The 17570-nt window shown below is 63.7% G+C and carries 15 protein-coding genes; 8 read left to right on the forward strand and 7 right to left on the reverse strand.

From position 1 onward, the window contains the following. Positions 1–123 precede the first annotated feature (123 nt). A complete protein-coding gene (locus JKG68_RS01890) occupies positions 124–1716 on the reverse strand; it encodes a DHA2 family efflux MFS transporter permease subunit (RefSeq protein ID WP_202055404.1) in 1593 nt (530 codons plus the stop codon). A gap of 6 nt (positions 1717–1722) precedes the next feature. Further along, the gene (locus JKG68_RS01895; protein ID WP_202055405.1) at positions 1723–2907 is read right to left on the reverse strand and encodes an HlyD family secretion protein; all 1185 of its coding nucleotides are present in this window, start codon (positions 2905–2907) and stop codon (positions 1723–1725) included. A gap of 144 nt (positions 2908–3051) precedes the next feature. On the opposite strand from JKG68_RS01895, the gene JKG68_RS01900 reads away from it, so the two are divergent. Beyond that, a complete protein-coding gene (locus JKG68_RS01900; RefSeq protein ID WP_202055406.1) occupies positions 3052–3717 on the forward strand; it encodes a TetR/AcrR family transcriptional regulator in 666 nt (221 codons plus the stop codon). Between the two features lie 35 nt (positions 3718–3752). Here JKG68_RS01900 and JKG68_RS01905 read toward each other — a convergent pair whose 3' ends face one another. Then, positions 3753–4439, reverse strand: a complete 687-nt coding sequence (locus JKG68_RS01905; RefSeq protein ID WP_202055407.1) for a Crp/Fnr family transcriptional regulator — start codon at positions 4437–4439, stop codon at positions 3753–3755. A gap of 218 nt (positions 4440–4657) precedes the next feature. Here JKG68_RS01905 and JKG68_RS01910 point away from each other — a divergent pair, with 218 nt between their 5' ends. From JKG68_RS01910 to JKG68_RS01920, 3 genes are all read left to right on the forward strand, one after another. After that, a complete protein-coding gene (locus tag JKG68_RS01910; protein ID WP_202055408.1) occupies positions 4658–6535 on the forward strand; it encodes an ABC-F family ATP-binding cassette domain-containing protein in 1878 nt (625 codons plus the stop codon). Between the two features lie 143 nt (positions 6536–6678). Next, positions 6679–7095 carry a hypothetical protein gene (locus tag JKG68_RS01915; protein WP_202055409.1) on the forward strand — a complete coding sequence of 139 codons (417 nt, stop codon included), beginning with the start codon at positions 6679–6681 and terminating at the stop codon, positions 7093–7095. A 536-nt stretch (positions 7096–7631) separates the two neighbouring features. After that, positions 7632–7787, forward strand: coding sequence for a hypothetical protein (locus JKG68_RS01920; protein WP_202055410.1), 156 nt, complete (start codon positions 7632–7634; stop codon positions 7785–7787). 32 nt (positions 7788–7819) lie between these two features. Here the strand turns inward: JKG68_RS01920 and JKG68_RS01925 are convergent, their stop codons facing one another. After that, positions 7820–8209, reverse strand: a complete 390-nt coding sequence (locus JKG68_RS01925; RefSeq protein ID WP_202055411.1) for a hypothetical protein — start codon at positions 8207–8209, stop codon at positions 7820–7822. Beyond that, a complete protein-coding gene (locus tag JKG68_RS01930; protein WP_202055412.1) occupies positions 8209–9780 on the reverse strand; it encodes a S10 family peptidase in 1572 nt (523 codons plus the stop codon). The genes JKG68_RS01925 and JKG68_RS01930 overlap by 1 nt, the downstream gene beginning before the upstream one ends. 184 nt (positions 9781–9964) lie before the next feature. On the opposite strand from JKG68_RS01930, the gene JKG68_RS01935 reads away from it, so the two are divergent. Further along, the gene (locus JKG68_RS01935; RefSeq protein WP_202055413.1) at positions 9965–10486 is read left to right on the forward strand and encodes a hypothetical protein; all 522 of its coding nucleotides are present in this window, start codon (positions 9965–9967) and stop codon (positions 10484–10486) included. 45 nt (positions 10487–10531) lie between these two features. Here JKG68_RS01935 and JKG68_RS01940 read toward each other — a convergent pair whose 3' ends face one another. Then, entirely contained in the window at positions 10532–10984 is a 453-nt protein-coding gene (locus JKG68_RS01940; protein ID WP_202055414.1) for a DNA polymerase III subunit chi, read from the reverse strand. A 68-nt stretch (positions 10985–11052) separates the two neighbouring features. Then, the gene (locus JKG68_RS01945) at positions 11053–12543 is read right to left on the reverse strand and encodes a leucyl aminopeptidase (RefSeq protein WP_202055415.1); all 1491 of its coding nucleotides are present in this window, start codon (positions 12541–12543) and stop codon (positions 11053–11055) included. A gap of 204 nt (positions 12544–12747) precedes the next feature. Here JKG68_RS01945 and lptF point away from each other — a divergent pair, with 204 nt between their 5' ends. The 3 genes from lptF to JKG68_RS01960 all read left to right on the forward strand — a co-directional run bounded on the left by lptF (position 12748) and on the right by JKG68_RS01960 (position 17560). Further along, positions 12748–13908 (forward strand): LPS export ABC transporter permease LptF, encoded by a 1161-nt coding sequence (gene lptF / locus JKG68_RS01950; protein WP_202055416.1) that lies wholly within the window; start codon positions 12748–12750, stop codon positions 13906–13908. 2 nt (positions 13909–13910) lie between these two features. After that, the gene (gene lptG / locus JKG68_RS01955; RefSeq protein ID WP_202055417.1) at positions 13911–14996 is read left to right on the forward strand and encodes an LPS export ABC transporter permease LptG; all 1086 of its coding nucleotides are present in this window, start codon (positions 13911–13913) and stop codon (positions 14994–14996) included. An 83-nt stretch (positions 14997–15079) separates the two neighbouring features. Continuing rightward, a complete protein-coding gene (locus JKG68_RS01960) occupies positions 15080–17560 on the forward strand; it encodes an LPS-assembly protein LptD (protein WP_246515019.1) in 2481 nt (826 codons plus the stop codon). The last annotated feature ends 10 nt before the right edge of the window (positions 17561–17570 follow it).

The following is a 17570-nucleotide window of genomic DNA, read 5'->3' on the forward strand; positions in this document are numbered from 1 at the left end:
TCGGGACGGAGGAGGCAAGATGCTTGGACTTTGACCTGAACGAGGAAAACTGCCGGCAAGCTATGATGTTCGGGCTTCGAGAACAACAGTTTAAAACCCGAACTTCACCCTCAAGCTTGCGCCCTAGTGCCCTCCGCCCCCGGCAGGAGCCGCCCGGGGTTTGTCGATGAAGGGCAAGGCGCAGACGAGCCCCAGGAACAGGAAGGTCAGGAGCAGGAACACATCCGCAAACGACATCACCAGGGCCTCGCGCCTGACCATGTTTGAGATGGTCCTGAGCGCCGCCGCATTGGCATCCGTGCCGAGCGCCTGAAACCTCATGGTCATGGCGTTGAGGGTCTCGACCGCCGCGGAATGGCTCCAGTTCACGCTCTCCCGCAGACGCTGGAGGTGCAGGTCCAGGCGGTCGTTCACCAGGGTGTTGATCACGGCCAGGCCCACCGCGCCGCCGAGGTTGCGGGTGAGGTTGTAGAGGCCCGACGCATTCTTGATCCGGTCCGGCGGCAGCGTGCCCAGCGCGATGTTGTTGATCGGCACCATGCAGATCATCAGGCCTACGCCGCGGAAGATCTGGGGCACGAACAGCTCCCAGAAATCCCAGTCCTTGGTCAGACCCGTGATCAGCCATGTGCCGTAGGCAAAGGCGGCAAAGCCGATCGCCATCATGACCCGGGGATCGAGCCTGCGGGACAGGATGCCGGCCACCGGCGCCATGAGGAACATGCAGACGCCGGAGACGAACATGGTCTCGCCGATCTGCAGGGACGAATAGCCCCGCACCCGGCCGAGATACAGCGGGTAGAGATAGGTCAGGCCATAGAGGCCGATGCCCATGACGAAGCTGAAGGACGAGCCCGCGAGGAAGTTGCGGTCGGTAAAGGCGCGCAGATCCACGATGGGCTGCTTTGCCGTGAACGCCCGGTAGAAGAAGCCGAAGCCGCCGATGAAGCAGACGACCGTCAGGATCAGCACGGCCTCGTCCTGGAACCAGTCATTGAGAGGCCCCTCCTCCAGCACGTATTCGAGCGAGCCGAGGAAGGCCGCCATGAAGCCGAGGCCCGCCCAGTCGAAGGACTTGAACAGGCTGAAATCCGGCTCGTCGAAATCGACCAGCAGATAGGTTGAGACCGTCACCAGGATGCCCGGCACGATGTTTACCAGGAACAACCAGTGCCAAGAGAAGAGATCCGTCAGATAACCACCAAGCGTCGGGCCGATGGTCGGCGCGAGCGTTGCCACGAGGCCGATGATAGGCGAGATCACGGGCCGCTTCTCGGGCGGAAAGATCGTGAAGGCCGAAGCGAAGACGGTGGGGATCATGCCGCCGCCGATGAAGCCCTGGAGCGCGCGGTAGACGATCATCTGCTCGATGTTCGTGGCCGTCGCGCACATGAAGCTCATGAACGTGAAGCCGCCGGCCGCGATCACGAACATCCAGCGGGTGGAGAGCACCCGCGAAAGGGTTCCCGAGAGCGGGATCATGATCACCTCGGCGATCAGGTAGCTCGTCTGCACCCAGGAGATTTCCTCGGAGGAGGCAGAAAGACCGGCCTGAATTTCGGCAAGCGATGCCGAGACGATCTGGATGTCCAGGATCGCCATGAACATGCCGAAGACCATGCAGAAGAACGCAAAGGTCCGGCGCCGGTCGAGCGGCGCGGACTTTGCGGCTGGCAGGGTGCCTTGCTTGTTCGGGATGGCGGCTGATGCGGCCATGGGCTCTTACTCTTTGATGCTGGCCGTCTTTTCGGGCTCGGCCGAGGTGCGCGTATCCACGTCGACGACCACGGAGAGGCCTGGACGAAGAATGCCCTGCTGGACGATCTCCGGATGGACGGAGACGCGCACGGGCACGCGCTGAACGATCTTGGTGAAGTTGCCGGTGGCGTTCTCAGGCGGCAGCAGGCTGAACACGGAGCCGGAGGCCGGCGAGACGCTCTCCACCGTGCCGACGACGTCGGTGTCGGGGAACGCATCCACCTCGATGTGGACCTTCTGGCCAACTTTCAGGGAGGCGAGCTGCGTCTCCTTGAAATTGGCGTCCACGTGGACGCTGCTCATCGGAACGAGCGCAGCTAGGCGGGCTCCAGGCTGAACGAAGGTGCCAACCTCCATGGCCTTGTTGCCGATGACGCCGTCGACAGGGGCATGGATTTCGGTGAATGTCAGGTCGCGCTCCGCCTTCTCGACGGAGGTCTGCAACTCGGCGGCGAGGCGCTGTCCCTCTGTCCGCTGGGCGGAGAAAACCTCCACATTCGCCTGGGCGGCGGCAAAGGCCGCCTGGGCGCTCTTAACATTCGCATCAGCCCGGTCGCGATTGGCCTTGGCGGTCTCGAGCGCGGCCCGGCTGGTGTAGTCGGAGCGGGCAAGCTGCTGCTGGCGGGCATAGTCGCTCTCGGCGCGCTCGGCCTCTGCCCGCGCGGCGGCAATCTGTGCCTCGGCTTGGGAGACGGACGCGCGGCTGGCCTCGATCTGGCGGCCGATGCGCGCGATGGCACTCTGCTGGGTCGCAAGCTTGTCCCTGGCCGATTGCAGGGCGAAACGGTAATCGCCGTCGTCTATCTTGGCGATCAGATCGCCTGCCTTGACGCTCTGATTGTTCGTCACGGCCACGGAGGACACATAGCCGGAGACCTTGGCCGACAGGATGGTGATATCGGCCTGCACATAAGCGTCCTCGGTGGACACCAGGAAGCGCCCATTCGTCCACCACTCGTGCCCCTCATAGGAACCAAAGCCGAGCGCGGCCGCCACGACGGCCAGGAGCACGGGCTTCTTGCCGAAGCCCTTCTTGGCCTTTGGCGCAGCCACATCCGCAGGCGCGGGTTCCGGCGCGCGAACCGGCACGTCCACGCCGCCTTCGGAGCCGCTCTTCGCGCCTTGCTGAAACTCTTCCCGATAAGCCATCTTAAACCTCTGCAAGGCCTCGTGAATTTGTTCGGGTCGCTCGGCTCGAACAGCCCGGAAAGGCCTTGATCTCCATTGATCGCCTGCCATATATGAGTTGACCGAACCGTTCGGTCAATAGTCGAAAAGGAAGTTATGGAAGCCATGAGCGCCCTGCATGACAGCGTCCGGGATCAGGACCTTTCCCCACAGGCGGAGGAGAGCCCTGAAAGCGCCAAGCGCCGCCAGATTCTAGAGGGCGCGCGCAAGGTCTTCCTCGCGCAGGGCTTCGATGGAGCCAGCATGGGCGAGATCGCCAAGGTTGCCGGGGTTTCCAAGGGCACCCTTTACGTCTACTTCGACAGCAAGGAGAGCCTGTTCGAAGCTCTGACGACGGAAGAAAAAAGAGGCCTAGCCGAGGTGCTGTTCCAGCTCGATGCCGAGGACCCCGACGTTCGCGCCGTGCTGACCAAGCTGGGCCTGAGCTACCTGCGCCGCATGGGCACGCCCGAGCATATCTCGTCCATCAGGATGGTGATCGGCGCAGCAGAGAAGTTTCCGCGCTTGGGGCAAGCCTTCTATGAGGCAGGCCCCTGCCAGGGCAGCGCCCGGCTGAAGGCCTACCTGGATCGTCAGGTGGAAGCGGGCCGCCTGCTGATCGACGATACGGGCGTGGCGGCCCAGCATTATCTCGATCTATGCGTCTCAGGCCTGATGCGCCGCCTGCTCTTCGCTGTCGGCGAACAGCCCACCGAGAGCCAGATCAGCAAAAACGTGGAGCATGCGATCCGAGTCTTCTTCGCAGCCTACGGACCGGGTGCCGGGCGATAATAAAAGCTCCTGGTCTGACGCTTGAGGCAGGCGTTTCAATGATCCGTCCGGAAAGCCTCCGCCACACGGGCCTTGAGCACATCGGGCTGGCGGAGGATCAGTGCCCCCCGCGTGCGCTCGATTAGCCCTTCCTGGGTCAGCATGGTGAATTCCCGCGTGATCTGCTCGCGACGACAACCGATGCGGGCCGCCACAATGTGATGGAACGGCGGCGGCGTGATCACGCGCTCCCCGGCCCGGTCCTGGCGCGGGATCGAAAGCCGCAGCAGCTCGGAATAGAGCCTGTGCCGCAGGTCGAGAACGGTCTGCTCCATGAAGCGGGCGTTCAGCTCGCGGATGCGCGAGGCCATGAGGCAGAAGAGGCGCTCGGCTATCGACTGGTGGGAGAAGAGCAGTTCCTTGAACACGGAGGCCGGCATCACGCAGGCTTCGCCGCGGGTAAGGGCCGTGACGTTCGCGGAGCGCGGAACGCCGTCGAGCGCCGCCAGCTCGCCGAACAGATCGCCTGGCTTCATCTCGTAGAGGATGACCTCCTTGCCCGAGGCGGTGCGCATGAGCACGCGAACCTCGCCCGACAGGAGAAAATAGACGTCCGTGGAAGGCTCGTCGAAGTCGACCAGGACCTCATCGGGGTCGAAGCGGCGCCAGTTGGCTCGGGCTTCGAAAGGCGCAAGGTCGATCTCCAGCCCCTTGAACAGCTTGATCCCGGCGAGCCGTGCCATCGGTCTCCTCCCCCTATAGGTTATCTTGGCTATAGCACAGATTTCACGCATTCAGTAGGGCGTGAAGCCTATCCCTCCCTCAAGCCCTCGGTTTTGTCACTGACGATTCCGGCTATCGGCCATGTTGCTGCCGGGAGCGACGACAGGGCTGCCTCCCCTGCCCTCTTCGAAACCATCCAGGATCTTGCCAGCGCCGCGATCACAGGCCAAAAGGCGGCATGCTCCACGTCAACGACCTGACCTACCGCATCGGCGACCGGCTGATCCTCGACCATGCCTCCTTCAACCTGCCTACAGGCAGCAAGGTGGGGCTCGTCGGGCGCAACGGCGCGGGCAAGACAACTCTGTTCAAGATCATCCAGGGCGATGTGTCCTCGGAGAGCGGCAGCATCACCCTGCCCCGCGGCATGCGCATCGGCGCGGTCGCCCAGGAGGCGCCCGGCGGGCCCGAGACATTGATCGAGGTGGTTCTCGCAGCCGACAAGGAGCGCAACGCCCTTCTGGCGGAAGCCGAAACCGCGGACGGGATCCGCCGGGCCGAAATCGAGACGCGTCTCACGGATATCGGCGCCCACTCGGCGCCGGCCCGCGCTGCCGCCATTCTCCATGGCCTCGGCTTCGACGAAGCGGCGCAGAACCGGCCCTGCTCGGACTTTTCCGGGGGATGGCGCATGCGCGTGGCGCTGGCCGCCGTGCTGTTCACCGAACCCGACCTCCTGCTCCTCGACGAGCCCACCAACTACCTCGACCTCGAAGGCACCCTCTGGCTCTACGATTATCTCGGGCGCTACCCGCACACGGTCCTGGTGATCAGCCACGACCGGGAACTGCTCGACACCTGCGTCAACCACATCCTGCATCTCGACCGGGGCAAGCTCGCGATCTATCGCGGCGGCTACACCTCGTTTGCCAAGCAATACGCTGAAATGCGCGAGCTGACCGCCAAGATGCAGGTGAAGCAGGAGGCCGAGCGCAAGCACCTTCAGGCCTTCGTCGACCGCTTCAAGGCCAAGGCCTCGAAGGCCCGGCAGGCGCAGTCCCGCGTCAAGCGGCTCGCCAAGATGGAGCCGATCGCGGCCATCGTGGAAGACAACGTGCTGCCGTTCAACCTGCCGGGACCCGAACGCCCGGCTGCGCCGCCCCTGATCACCATCGAGGGTGGCGCCGTCGGCTACGGCGAGCGCGTCGTTCTCGACCGCCTGAACCTGACGATTTCGCCCGACGACCGGATCGCGCTTCTGGGCTCCAACGGCAACGGCAAGTCCACCTTCTGCAAGCTCATCGGCGGCAGGCTCGCGCCCATGAAGGGCGACATGCGAACGCCCACGCGGATGGACGTGGCCTATTTCGCGCAGCACCAGCTCGACGAGCTCAACCCCAAGGCCACGGCCTACGATCACGTGGCGGAACGCATGCCCGATACGCCCGTCGCCAGGATTCGCGCCCGCACGGCGCAGATCGGCTTTCCGGGCACGAAGGCCGATACGCCCGTCTCGTCCCTGTCGGGCGGCGAGAAGGCCCGCCTGCTCATGGGATTGGCCGCCTTCAACGGCCCTCACCTGCTCATCCTCGACGAGCCCACGAACCACCTGGACATCGACAGCCGCCAGGCCCTGATGGAAGCGATCAACGACTATACGGGCGCGGTCATCCTGGTGAGCCACGACCGCTTCCTCATCGAGGCCTGCGCCGACCGGCTCTGGATCGTCGGCAACGGCAGCGTGAAGCCCTTCGATGGCGACATGGACGACTACCGGCAACTCGTGCTCTCCGGCGACCTCGATCCGCAGAAGACCTTAGACAGGCCGCAGGCTCCCAGCACCTCCAAGGTCGACGAGCGCCGCGCCGCAGCAGAACGCCGCGTCGCGCTCGCGCCCCTGCGCAAGAAGCTGGAGGCCCTCGAGACCCGGATGGCGAAGCTTGGGGACGTGATCGGCAAGGTGGACGCCGCCCTCGCCGATGGCACGGCCTTCCAGAAGGATCCCGCCAAAGCCACCGAGTTGTCCAGGATGCGTGCCGAGGCTGCCGCGACATTGGCTTCCGTTGAGGAAGAATGGCTGATGGTCAGCGGCGAGATCGAAGAGGCGAGCGCATAGGGCGTCGAATGCCGGATGTTTGGCGTCGGGTCCATGCGGGTCTTTCGCTGAAGCTTGCAGGTCAACCTGCCAGGATCCAAGGCCGTTAGTGCAGCGTTCATCCTAAGAGCGGTACATTGATGCGCTCATGTCGGAGAATGAACATGCTTCGTGCGGTATTGGCAGCAACGGTGATCGCCGGCGGCGCCATGCTTGGGACCCTGTCGGGCGCCCAGGCACAGAACTTGGTGCCTTGTGCGCGGGAGGGTGGATTCTGCCGCGTTCCCTACCCGACCCGGGTCATCTATGGCGTTCCTGGCAGCGGCATCGAACTCTTCGTCAGAGGCGGCGGTGTTCCCTGCTCCAACAGGACATTCGGCGATCCTGCCCCGGGCGTCGCCAAGCGGTGCGCGTTCGTGTCCCGTGGATCCGACAGAGGCCCCCGCGGGTATTACGACAGAGCGCCCCGTGAGCGTGGGTACGATGACGACTATCGTCGACCGCCCCGTGGCTACGATCGCGGCTTCAGGGATTACGATGAGGGCTATGGCCGACCGCCCCGTGCCTACGAGGTCTACTGATCCAGGGAATGAGGGCGGATTGCCCAAGGATAAAGGCTTACGCCGCAGCCTTGGAACCTTCCTGCCCTTCTCCGGCCTATAGGGGCATCAGTCGAAGGGCATGGCATGCCCTTCCCTAAGACGGAGCGGAGCAATGCGTGTCTTGTCTCTGATCGCCCTCGCCGCAACAGCCCTTGTCGCTCAGGAGGCCTTCGCACAGCAGCGGACCAGGGAGAGGTCACCTGAGCGGGAGGCACAGCATGAAATCTGCCGGGAGGAATCACGGCGAGCGCTGAAAGCCTATGGCCCGACAGTAGCGGATCGGGAGCGCACGAGAGAGCACCGCAGAGCCTATGTCCGAGACTGCATGAGAAGAACGCGCCCGTAGTCGTGCGGGGCGATATCGGCGGCTCCCCGTCTTAGCCGGGAAGACAGCATTAATGCTGTCATGAGCTCGGATCATCCTGTAGAATGGCGCGATCAGCGGTTCCTTAGTCGGCCGCTGCCCTTTTGGGCGTATGAGCGTCTCGAAGCTTACCGGCTTTGGAGAACCAGTCATGCCAGTCGACCTGCAGCCTCCCAAGAAACCTTCTCAACCCGTTACCGTCCTGCCCCATTCCCTGCTGGACCGGTCCTTGAACTGGCTCGCCCTGGTCGTGGGCATCGGGCTGTGCGTCTGGGCCGCCAATTACGGCTCGAGCCTGTTGACCTAGCAAAGGCCGGCGCCCGGCCTCGACGGGCTGAGTTAAGGCTTTACGACCCGGTCGAGCCTGTTGTTCACGAAAAAGTAGAGTTCGCGACCGCCAGGCTCGGAATAGAGCACCTGCACCTCACGCTGTCCTTTGCCGCTTTCGCCCACGAGCACATCCGTGGCAGGCTTTCCTTTCAGGCGAACGAGATCGCATTCCGCGATGCCGGGCTCGATGGCGGTTGCCGTGCCGCTGAAAGCCCCGTTGCAGCGGCCGTCGGGCCCGAGCACGGGGCCATCGAAGGTGGGCCCCGCAGCAAGCGAGGCCATCGGAGCGGGCGTTGCGGACACCCCAGCCGGCGGGGGCGCCGATCCGGTGCTCGTGCAGGCGGACAGCGCAAGACCCGTAAGAACCACGCAGGGCAGAACCTTCATACGCATCACCATCAATCCCTGTTGTCGGCAGCCCTCGCCTGCAAGGCTTCATCGAAAAGCCGCTGCACGTCGGCCTTGAAGGCCTGCCGCGACGCTTGCCGCGAATAGAACATGTGGCCGCCCTCGTAAACACTTAAGCCCACGCGCTTCTGCGGTCCGAGATCGGGGAGCTGGTTCAGGAGGAGCTGCGAGGTGTAATACGGCGTCACCAGATCGGTGAAGCCGTGGGTGACGAGCACCCGCAGCTTGCCGTCGAGGGCAAGGGCCTGCCGCAGCTCCTCGAGGTTCTCAGGCCCGCTGCGCCCGCCGCCCCAGCGCCATGCGCCGTTGATGGCCCCGTTCAGCAGGTTGTATCGCCCCTCCGGCTTGTAGTTCAGGGTGTGGGTCAGGTGCTGGATCATGGCGCTCGTCAACGGAGCCGTCATGCCGTCGAGCACCGGATCCTCGAAGCGCGAGACTTGAGCGTTCGGATTGGGATCCGCGATGGCGACATTGGTGTCATAGGCGCTGACGATCTCGGATGAGCCGCGGCGCAGCTCCCGCTGCGCTGCCCGCATGTCGATCCGTCCGGCAAGGCGTCGGCTGACCTCCGGGGCAAGGCCGCTCAGTTCCGCAACACGCCGGCTCACCCGCTCCACCGCCTCCTTGTCCTGGAGGCCGCGCATCAGATCGACCAGGTACTCGCCCGAAGCGTAAGCCTCTGCCTCCCGGAGCGCATCCCTCGACACAGGCCCTTTGCGGGACAGGTTTGCCGCCGCAAGCGACGGCAGGAGCGCTGCCGTGCTCCAGGGCGCGCCTGCGCCCTGGTCGAGCCAGTCGAAATCGAAGACGGGCGAGACGAGAACCAATCCGCTGAAGCCGATGCCCTGGTCGCTCTGGAGCTTCTGCGCCAGCAAGGGTCCTCGAAAGCCGCCATAGCTCTCACCGGTGAAAAATTTCGGCGACATCAGCCGGTTTTTCTCCTTGAGCCAGCGCATGACGAAGGCCGCCAGCCCGTCGATGTCACCCTGGACCGAGTAGAACCGCTCCCTCACCTGATCGCCGCCGACCACGCGGCTGTAGCCGGTGCCGGGCGGGTCGATGAAGACCAGATCCGTGAAATCGAGCCAGGTTTCGGCATTGGGAACGAGAGCAGGCTGAACCGAAGGGCTGATCGCCGCGCCATCCATCGGCAGCAGCCACGGGCCGACGGCAAGCAGGTGGAGATAGGCGGAAGATGCCCCCGGGCCTCCGTTCACCGCAAAGGTCACGGGCCGCGTGGCCGGGTCGGCGTCGTCCCGGGTATAGGCCACGAAGCCGATCTCCGCCTGCGGCGCGCCTTGCGGATCGGCCAGCGTCAGGTGCCCGGCCGTTGCAGTGAACTGCATCGTGCGTCCGGGGAGCTGCAGGGTGTGGCGGGTCACCGATTCCGGCGGAAGCGCCTGCGGGTCTCGGCCTTCCGGGCGAGGCCTGCGCTGCTCCTGCTGCTGTCCTTGCGGCTGCTGCTCCCGGTTGCCTGCCTGCTCTTGCGCTGCGACGCCAAGTGGCAACGCGAACGATAGGCAAAGGGCGGCTGAAGCGACAAAGCGGAAGGCTCGGAGCATGGCGGGTTCCCTTATGGCCTTCCTGAAACTGGAGAGCTTGACCTCTGTTCCAAGACTTTCCGGCTCTATCCGCAGCACACATCTTTGTTAGGAACGCAGGCCACCTGATAGCCCAAAAGCTTCACATATCATTTGAACTATGTTTCATTTGGTAAGACAAAATTCTTCGCCGTGACAGGAAGCCATGCTCAAGACTGACCAAATTACGCTCACCTTGTACCCGCTTTGGATGGTTTGGGCGGGTCGCACCATTCTTTATCTAGCGCTGATGATGGGACCGATCATAGAAATGGGGTGGATTGAGGCCTTGCTTCCTTCTGCTATTCAGGAAACTGGCAAGATCGTTCTTGGCGGCGTCGCGCTACCTGCTCTTTATATTAGCCTCTATGCATTACTGCACCGCATAGGCGCCCACTGCCAAAACTTCGTATTTCTTGTCGCGCTCCTGTATGGAGCTACCCTCTTTGCAGAGGCTCAACGGGCACTATCCACAGGTAGCCTTTTGCCGTGGTTGGGCACAATTGGCTGCTTTGTGTATGCCCTGGGATTCACTTGGCTGGGTTACCAAGGATATCTTGCGAACCGCAAGAGGGCAGCGGCAGCTCTGTTTGCTGAGCGCGAAGCTCAAATTGACATGCATGCAGAAGCAATCCTTCGCGCGCAGCAATTGCAACGCAATTTGAGCGCTGTTAAAGAGGGCCCATAGAATTCGTCTCAGTCAGCCAGATCCAGCAATCGGCGATCTGGCCGCTCACGCTTTCCGCTGCCAGCGTCCCCGCTCGTCCTGCTGCCAGTAGGTTGCGTCATGGCCGCCCTCCTTCACGGCCCGCCATTGGTCGCGGGCGAAGGCAAGGGCTTGGATGTCGTTGCCGTCGAAGAGGACAGCCAGCCTCTCGTAGGCGGCGATGTCCCCCGGCAGATCGGCGCCCTCCACGAGAAAGCGGATCGAGGCGCCGTTGGGATTGTCCCCGGACAACGTGATAAGGATGGGCTGATCGGCCGCATGGGCCTCGCGGTCGGTGCCGTGGGGCAGGAAGCTCTCGTCGGCAAAGGTCCACAGGTGATCGTCGAGGGCGGACATCCGCTCCTCGGTCGTCACCTGCACCACCGCGCGCCACCCCCGCTCCAGCGTCTTCTGCAGGAGCGTGGGCAGCACGGCTTCGAGCGGCTGGTGCTGAAGGTGATAGAAAAGGACCTCGGCCATCGATGCCTACAATCCGCCGCGGCCGCGAAGGGTTGCAGGCCGCGTGAGGCCCTTGTTCCGCCTCATCCTCAAGCCTCGTAGTGATCGCGGACGAGCCGGTCGAGGAGGCGCACGCCCCAGCCGGAGGCCCAGCCCTTGTTGATCTCGTTCTGCGGAGACCCCATGGCGGTGCCGGCGATGTCCAGATGAGCCCAGGGCACGTCGTTGACGAAGCGCTGGAGCAGCGCCGCCGCCGTGCTCGAACCGCCGAAGCGGCCGGCCGAATTCTTCATGTCGGCGAACTTGGAATCGATCATCTTGTCGAATTCAGGACCCAGCGGCATGCGCCAGACCCGCTCGCCCGTCGCCTGGCCGGCTGCCGTCAGGCGCTCGGCCAACTCGTCATTGTTCGAGAACAGGCCGGCATATTCCTGCGCCAAGGCCACCATGATCGCGCCGGTGAGAGTCGCAAGATCGATCATGAACTTCGGCTTGAAGCGATCCTGAACGTACCAGAGCACATCGGCCAGCACGAGGCGGCCCTCGGCATCCGTGTTGATGATCTCGATGGTCTGGCCGGACATGGTGGTGACGATGTCGCCGGGGCGCTGGGCGTTGCCGTCCGGCATGTTCTCGACGAGGCCGATGGCCCCGACCACGTTGGCCTTGGCCTTGCGGCTCGCCAGCGCATGCATGAGGCCGACCACGCAGGCTGCGCCCGCCATGTCGCCCTTCATGTCTTCCATGCCGGCACCGGGCTTGATGGAGATGCCGCCGGTGTCGAAGACCACGCCCTTGCCGATGAAGGCCACGGGGCTGTCCTTGGGCTTGCCGCCGTTCCAGCGCATGATCGCCACCCGGCCGCCGCGCACGGAGCCCTGCGCCACGCCGAGCAGCGCTCCCATGCCCAGCTTGCGCATGGCCTTATCGTCGAGGATCTCCACCTCGACGCCAAGCTTGGCAAGCGCTTCGGCGCGGGCGGCGAACTCCTGCGGTCCGAGCACATTCGGCGGCTCGTTGACAAGATCGCGCGCGATGATGACGCCCTGCTGGATGCCCTCGCGGGCCTTGGCCACCTTCTTGACGGCGGCCGGATCCGCCACGGTGAGGACAAGGCGGCTGGCGCCCTTGGCGCCGTTCTCGTCCTTCTTGGTCTTGTACCGGTCGAAGCGATAGCGGCGCAGCTGAGCGCCCAGCGCCACATCGGCAACCGCCTCGGGCGTCACATCGATTCCAGGCAGATCCAGCACGGCGGTGGCGAGCTTGCCGTTCACCTTGCCGGCGATGAGGCCGCCCAGCTGCGCAAAATCCAGGCTCGCCCGGTCCTTCTCGCCCCCAACGCCGACCACGATCAGCCTGTCCACCGGGAGGCCTGCGGGAACGACCAGGGTCATGACCGACTTGGCTTTGCCCTTGAAATTCTCGGCAGACGCAGCCCTGGCAATGAGCTCGACGGTCTTGGGGCCGATTTGCTTGGCGACGGCTGCTGAAGGCTGGAGGTCGTCTCCGACGAAGACGATGAGATCTCCGGATTCCGCTTTGCCGTGGGCCAGGAAGTCGATCTTGAAGCTGTCGGCCATGAAATCCTCTTTGTTTGACTGCAGGGTGCCTGGCCAATGAGCCGGCAGCGACCATGGTAGGCGGGACATATATCATATTGCGCCCGGGGGCACGGGGAAGCTGCCGTTAAATCGGCGCAATCTCAGGCTGTTGAGAACGGCCGTCTTGCCTGAGAGCATGTGACAAGGTACCCAGGGCTCCACCGCCCGGGGGCGAAGGGCTTCATGACACTTCTCGAACGCTACATCCTCAAAATCTCGTTCAGCGCCTTTGCCGCATGCCTGGTCGCCCTCACGGGCGTCATCTGGATCACGCAGGCCCTGCGCGAGCTCGACCTGCTGACCGGCAAGGGCCAGACCTTCCTGATCTTCATGACCGTCACCGGGCTGTCCCTGCCCGCCCTGATCAACGTCATCGCGCCCGTGGCCCTTTTTCTCGCGACCCTCTATACCCTGAACAAGCTGAACGGCGACTCGGAACTCATCGTCATGAGCGCGGGAGGCATGCCCCCGCATCGCCTCCTGCGCCCCTTCATGGCCCTGGCGGCCTTCATCTGCGTCGTGGTGGGCATCATCTCCGTTTACCTCATGCCCGCCAGCTTCCAGGAGCTGCGCCACCTGTTCACGAAGATCCGCGCCGATTTCGTGGGGACCATGGCCAAGGAAGGTCAGTTCATCAGCCTCGAGAACGGCATCACGTTCCATTACCGGGAACGTTCAGGGGATGCCCTGCTCGGGATTTTCATGGAGGATCTGCGGGAAAAGGATAAGGCCATCGTCTATCTGGCAGAGCGCGGCCAGACCGTCGAACAGGGCGGCAACGCCTATCTTGTGCTCCAGAAGGGCAGCGTTCAGCGCAAGGAGCCTAACAGCCGCGACACGTCGATCGTGGCCTTCGAGCGCTATGCGGTCGACCTGTCCGCCTTCAACCAGGAAGGCGGGGAGATCGTCTACAAGCCGCGCGAGCGAAGCACCACCCAGCTTCTCTTTCCGGACAAGAGCGAACCTCTCTACCAGGAGCAGGGAGGGCGTTTCCGGGCTGAGCTGCACGACCGCCTGTCGTCCTGGCTCTACCCGCTCGCCATGATGGCCATCGCCTTCGTGGCCCTGGGTGAGGCGCGCACGACCCGCCAAGGGCGCGGCCTTGCCATAGCAACCGCGGTCGTTGCCGTGGTGCTGCTGAGAATCCTTGGTTTTGCCGCGTCCAGCGCGGTGGCCCGGACCCCGGCCGCCGTTGTGGCGATCTATGCCGTTCCCTTAGGCGCCATCCTGATTTGCCTGCTGCTGATCTTCCAGGGGCCGGCCATGAGGTCTGCCCAGGCAAGGCTTCACTCCGGGCTTCGCGGACTGCTCCCCTCGCGCGCAGCCGCAACGCAGAAGGCCTGACCATGCTGCTCGGCCGGACCCTTGGCTTCTATTTCTCGCGCCAGTTCATCAAGACCATTTTCCTGGTTTTCGCGACGGTCTTCACCCTCGTCTACACCCTGGACTTCGTGGAACTCATGCGCCGGGCCGGCGATGCCCCAGGGGCAACCACCGGGGTCATCGCGCAGCTGGCCCTCTTCCGCACGCCGGCGATTGCCGAGCAGGTCATGCCCTTCGCGGTGCTTTTCGGCAGCATGGCGGCCCTTCTGCAGTTGAGCCGCAAGCTGGAGCTGGTGGTGGCGCGGGCCGCGGGCATTTCCGCATGGCAGTTCCTGCAGCCCGGCCTTCTGATCGCCCTGATGATCGGGGTCGTTTCGGTCACCGTCTACAATCCTGTCTCGGCGATCCTGAAGCAGCGCGCCTCGACCTTGGAAACGCAGGTCTTCTCGCGGCCTGTGCAAAACAGGGACAAGCCGATCTGGATCCGCCAGCGTAGCCTGGACGGGCAGGCCATCTTCCGGGCCGTCGGCTCGGCGACGGATACGGCGACGCTGATCGGCGTGACGGTCTATGCCTTTGATCAGACAGGATCTTTCAGCCATCGGGTCGAGGCCAGGGAAGCCACCCTGCATGAGGGCTTCTGGGATCTCAAGGACGCCAGGGTCCTGTCGGCGACCGAGGAGCCTCAATCCCACGAGCGCTACCTCATCGCCTCGACGCTCCAGCCTTCGGAGGTTCGACAGAGCTTCATCGACCCGGATGCCGTGCCCTTCTGGGATCTGAAGGAGACGATCAACCGCATGGAGCAGGCGGACATCAACACCACCACGTACCAGCTCCATTACGACCTGCTCCTCGCCCGCCCCCTGCTGTTCATTGCCATGGTTTTCGTGGCCGCATCCGTATCGTTAAGATTCTTTCGATTCGGCGGTGTAGCCACGATGGTTCTCGGTGGCGTCGCGGCCGGGTTCATGCTTTATGTCGCCACGGAGCTTATGGCGGAGCTTGGAGCTTCAGGGATCATCAGCTCCCTTGTTGCGGCCTGGTTCCCTGCTGTAGTAGGCAGTCTGTTAGGGACCTTGGCCCTATTGTACCAAGAGGACGGCTGACCGTTCTCGACGAGAAGGGTTGCAGAGGAGTGGGGATGCGGCGGCTCACGACAACGATCGCTATGTCTGCGGTCGCAGCGGGTATGTTTTACGCCGCTGGGTCGACGCCTGCGCTTGCTCAAGCCACCCTGAACGAGGCTATCGGCGCCCGTGCCCAATCCGGGTCCGGCGAGGATCGGCTTCTCGTCGACGCCAAGGAAATCGTCTACGACAACGACCGGAACACGATCGCGGCCTCCGGCGACGTGCAGATGAACTACCAGGGCCGCACCCTCCAGGCCGACCGGGTCATCTATGACCGGAACACCGGCCGCGTCTTTGCCGAGGGCAATGCCCGCCTCACCGACGCCAGCGGCACGGTTGCAACCGGCGACCGATTCGAGCTTACGGACGATTTCAGAAGCGGCTTCATCGATTCGCTGCGCGTCGTTCAAACCACGATCGAGGGAGGCCGCCCGCTCACCACCCGCTTCTCCGCTCCCCGTGCCGAGCGCGCCGAGGGCGAGACCACGGTTTTCGAACGCGGCACCTACACGGCCTGCGAGCCCTGCAAGGACAATCCGGAGCGGCCGCCCCTGTGGCAGGTCAAGGCGGCCAAGATCATCCACAACAACAGCGAGCGGACGATCTACTACGAGGATGCCACGCTTGAACTGCTTGGCATTCCGGTCGCCTACATGCCCTATTTCTGGACGCCGGACCCGACAGTCAAACGGAAGACCGGCTTCCTGTCGCCGCGCTACGTCTACTCGACCAATCTCGGCTACGGGGCATCGGTTCCGTTCTTCTGGGCCATTGCGCCCAACTACGACCTGACGATCAGCCCCACCTTCTTGAGCCGCCAGGGCCTTCTGGGACAGGTGGAGTGGCGGCACCGCCTCGAGACCGGCGCCTACAACATCCGGGCGACCGGCATCTCGCAGCAGGAGCCTGAAGCCTTCCTCCTGCCGCCCTATGGCGCCGGAGACCGCGACCTGCGCGGCTCGCTCGAGACGTCCGGCGAGTTCCACATCAACCAGAACTGGCGCTGGGGCTGGGACATTGCGCTCGTGTCGGACAAGTGGTTCCTCACGAACTATCGCATCCGCAGCGAAAGCCTCAGCTCGTACTACATCAAGGAAGCGACCTCGACCGTGTTCCTGCAGGGGCAGGGAGACCGCTCCTTCTTCGACGCGCGGGGCTACTACTTCCAGACCCTGTCCAGCAACGAATGGCAGAAGCAGCAGCCGATCGTTGCCCCGGTTGTCGACTACAACAAGCGCTTCACCCCCTCGACTATCGGTGGCGAGTTCGCCCTCGACGTGAACGTCACGAGCCTCTCCCGGGAGGCCGCGCAGTTCGAGCCGCTGTCGCGCAACAACATCGCCTACTATGGCATCGCCCAGACCTGTTCCGTTTTCGACCCTGCGTCCTGCCTCGTGCGCGGCATCAGCGGCTCCACATCCCGGGCCTCGGCGACGGCCTCGTGGCGCCGCGAATTCGTCGACCCGGCAGGGCAGGTCTGGACGCCGTTCGCCTATGTGCGGGCTGACAACTTCTGGATCGCGCCGAATTTCAGCGGCTATCAGAACCAGCAGCTTTCCAACTTCTTCGACGCGGACGACGAGTATCTGTTCCGCGCGACCCCTGCCATCGGCCTCGAGTACCGCTATCCCTTCATTGCCAGCCTCGGCACCTCGGGGCAGCAGATCCTCGAGCCGATTGCGCAGATCGTCGCCCGCCCCAACGAGACCAGAATCGGCAACCTTCCCAACGAGGACGCTCAAAGCCTCGTTTTCGACGACACCTCCCTGTTCGATTGGGACAAGTTCTCTGGCTATGACCGGGCAGAGGGCGGCGTTCGGGCCAATGTGGGCGTGCAATACACGGTAACGGGCGCCGACAACTTCTACGCCAATGTGCTGTTCGGGCAGTCCTATCAGATTGCGGGCCGCAACTCGTTCCGGCAGGGGGATCTCGCCAATGTCGGGCTGGATTCGGGTCTCGATTCCCGAGCCTCCGATTATGTCGGCCGGTTCCAGATCGCGCCGAACCAGAACTTCGCCTTCGTGACACGGGCACGGTTCGATCAGGACAATTTCGACCTGAACCGGCTCGAAGCCACCGTCAGCGCGAACTTCAATCCTTACCTGCCCGTCTCGGCCTCGCTGACCTATGCCCGTTACGAGGCCCAGCCGGCGATCGGCTTCCCGCTGCGCCGCGAGGGCCTGCTGGGATCCGCCAGGTGGGACATCTCGCCGAACTGGTACGTGACGGGCTCCGTTCTGCTCGATCTCGACCGTTATCTTCTCGCCCGTGAGACCTATTGGACCCAGTATGAGGTCGATCCGGCGAATGCAGTCTACAACCGCGAGAACGTTGCCTATGTCAGCGGCATGTCCCTCGGAGTTGGCTACATGGACGAATGCACGACCTTCTCGGTCAGCTACAGCGTGACCCCTCGTGAAGTGGCCCGGAACTCCGGGGAGAAGGATCAGAACCATACCGTCGCATTCCGGCTTGAGTTTCGGTCGCTCGGCGAGGTCGGATACAGCCAGAATCTCAGCGGCACCGATGATGAATGACGGTGCAGCA

Source organism: Microvirga aerilata (assembly GCF_016743775.1).
In the GTDB taxonomy this organism is placed as follows: Bacteria; Pseudomonadota; Alphaproteobacteria; order Rhizobiales; family Beijerinckiaceae; genus Microvirga; species Microvirga aerilata.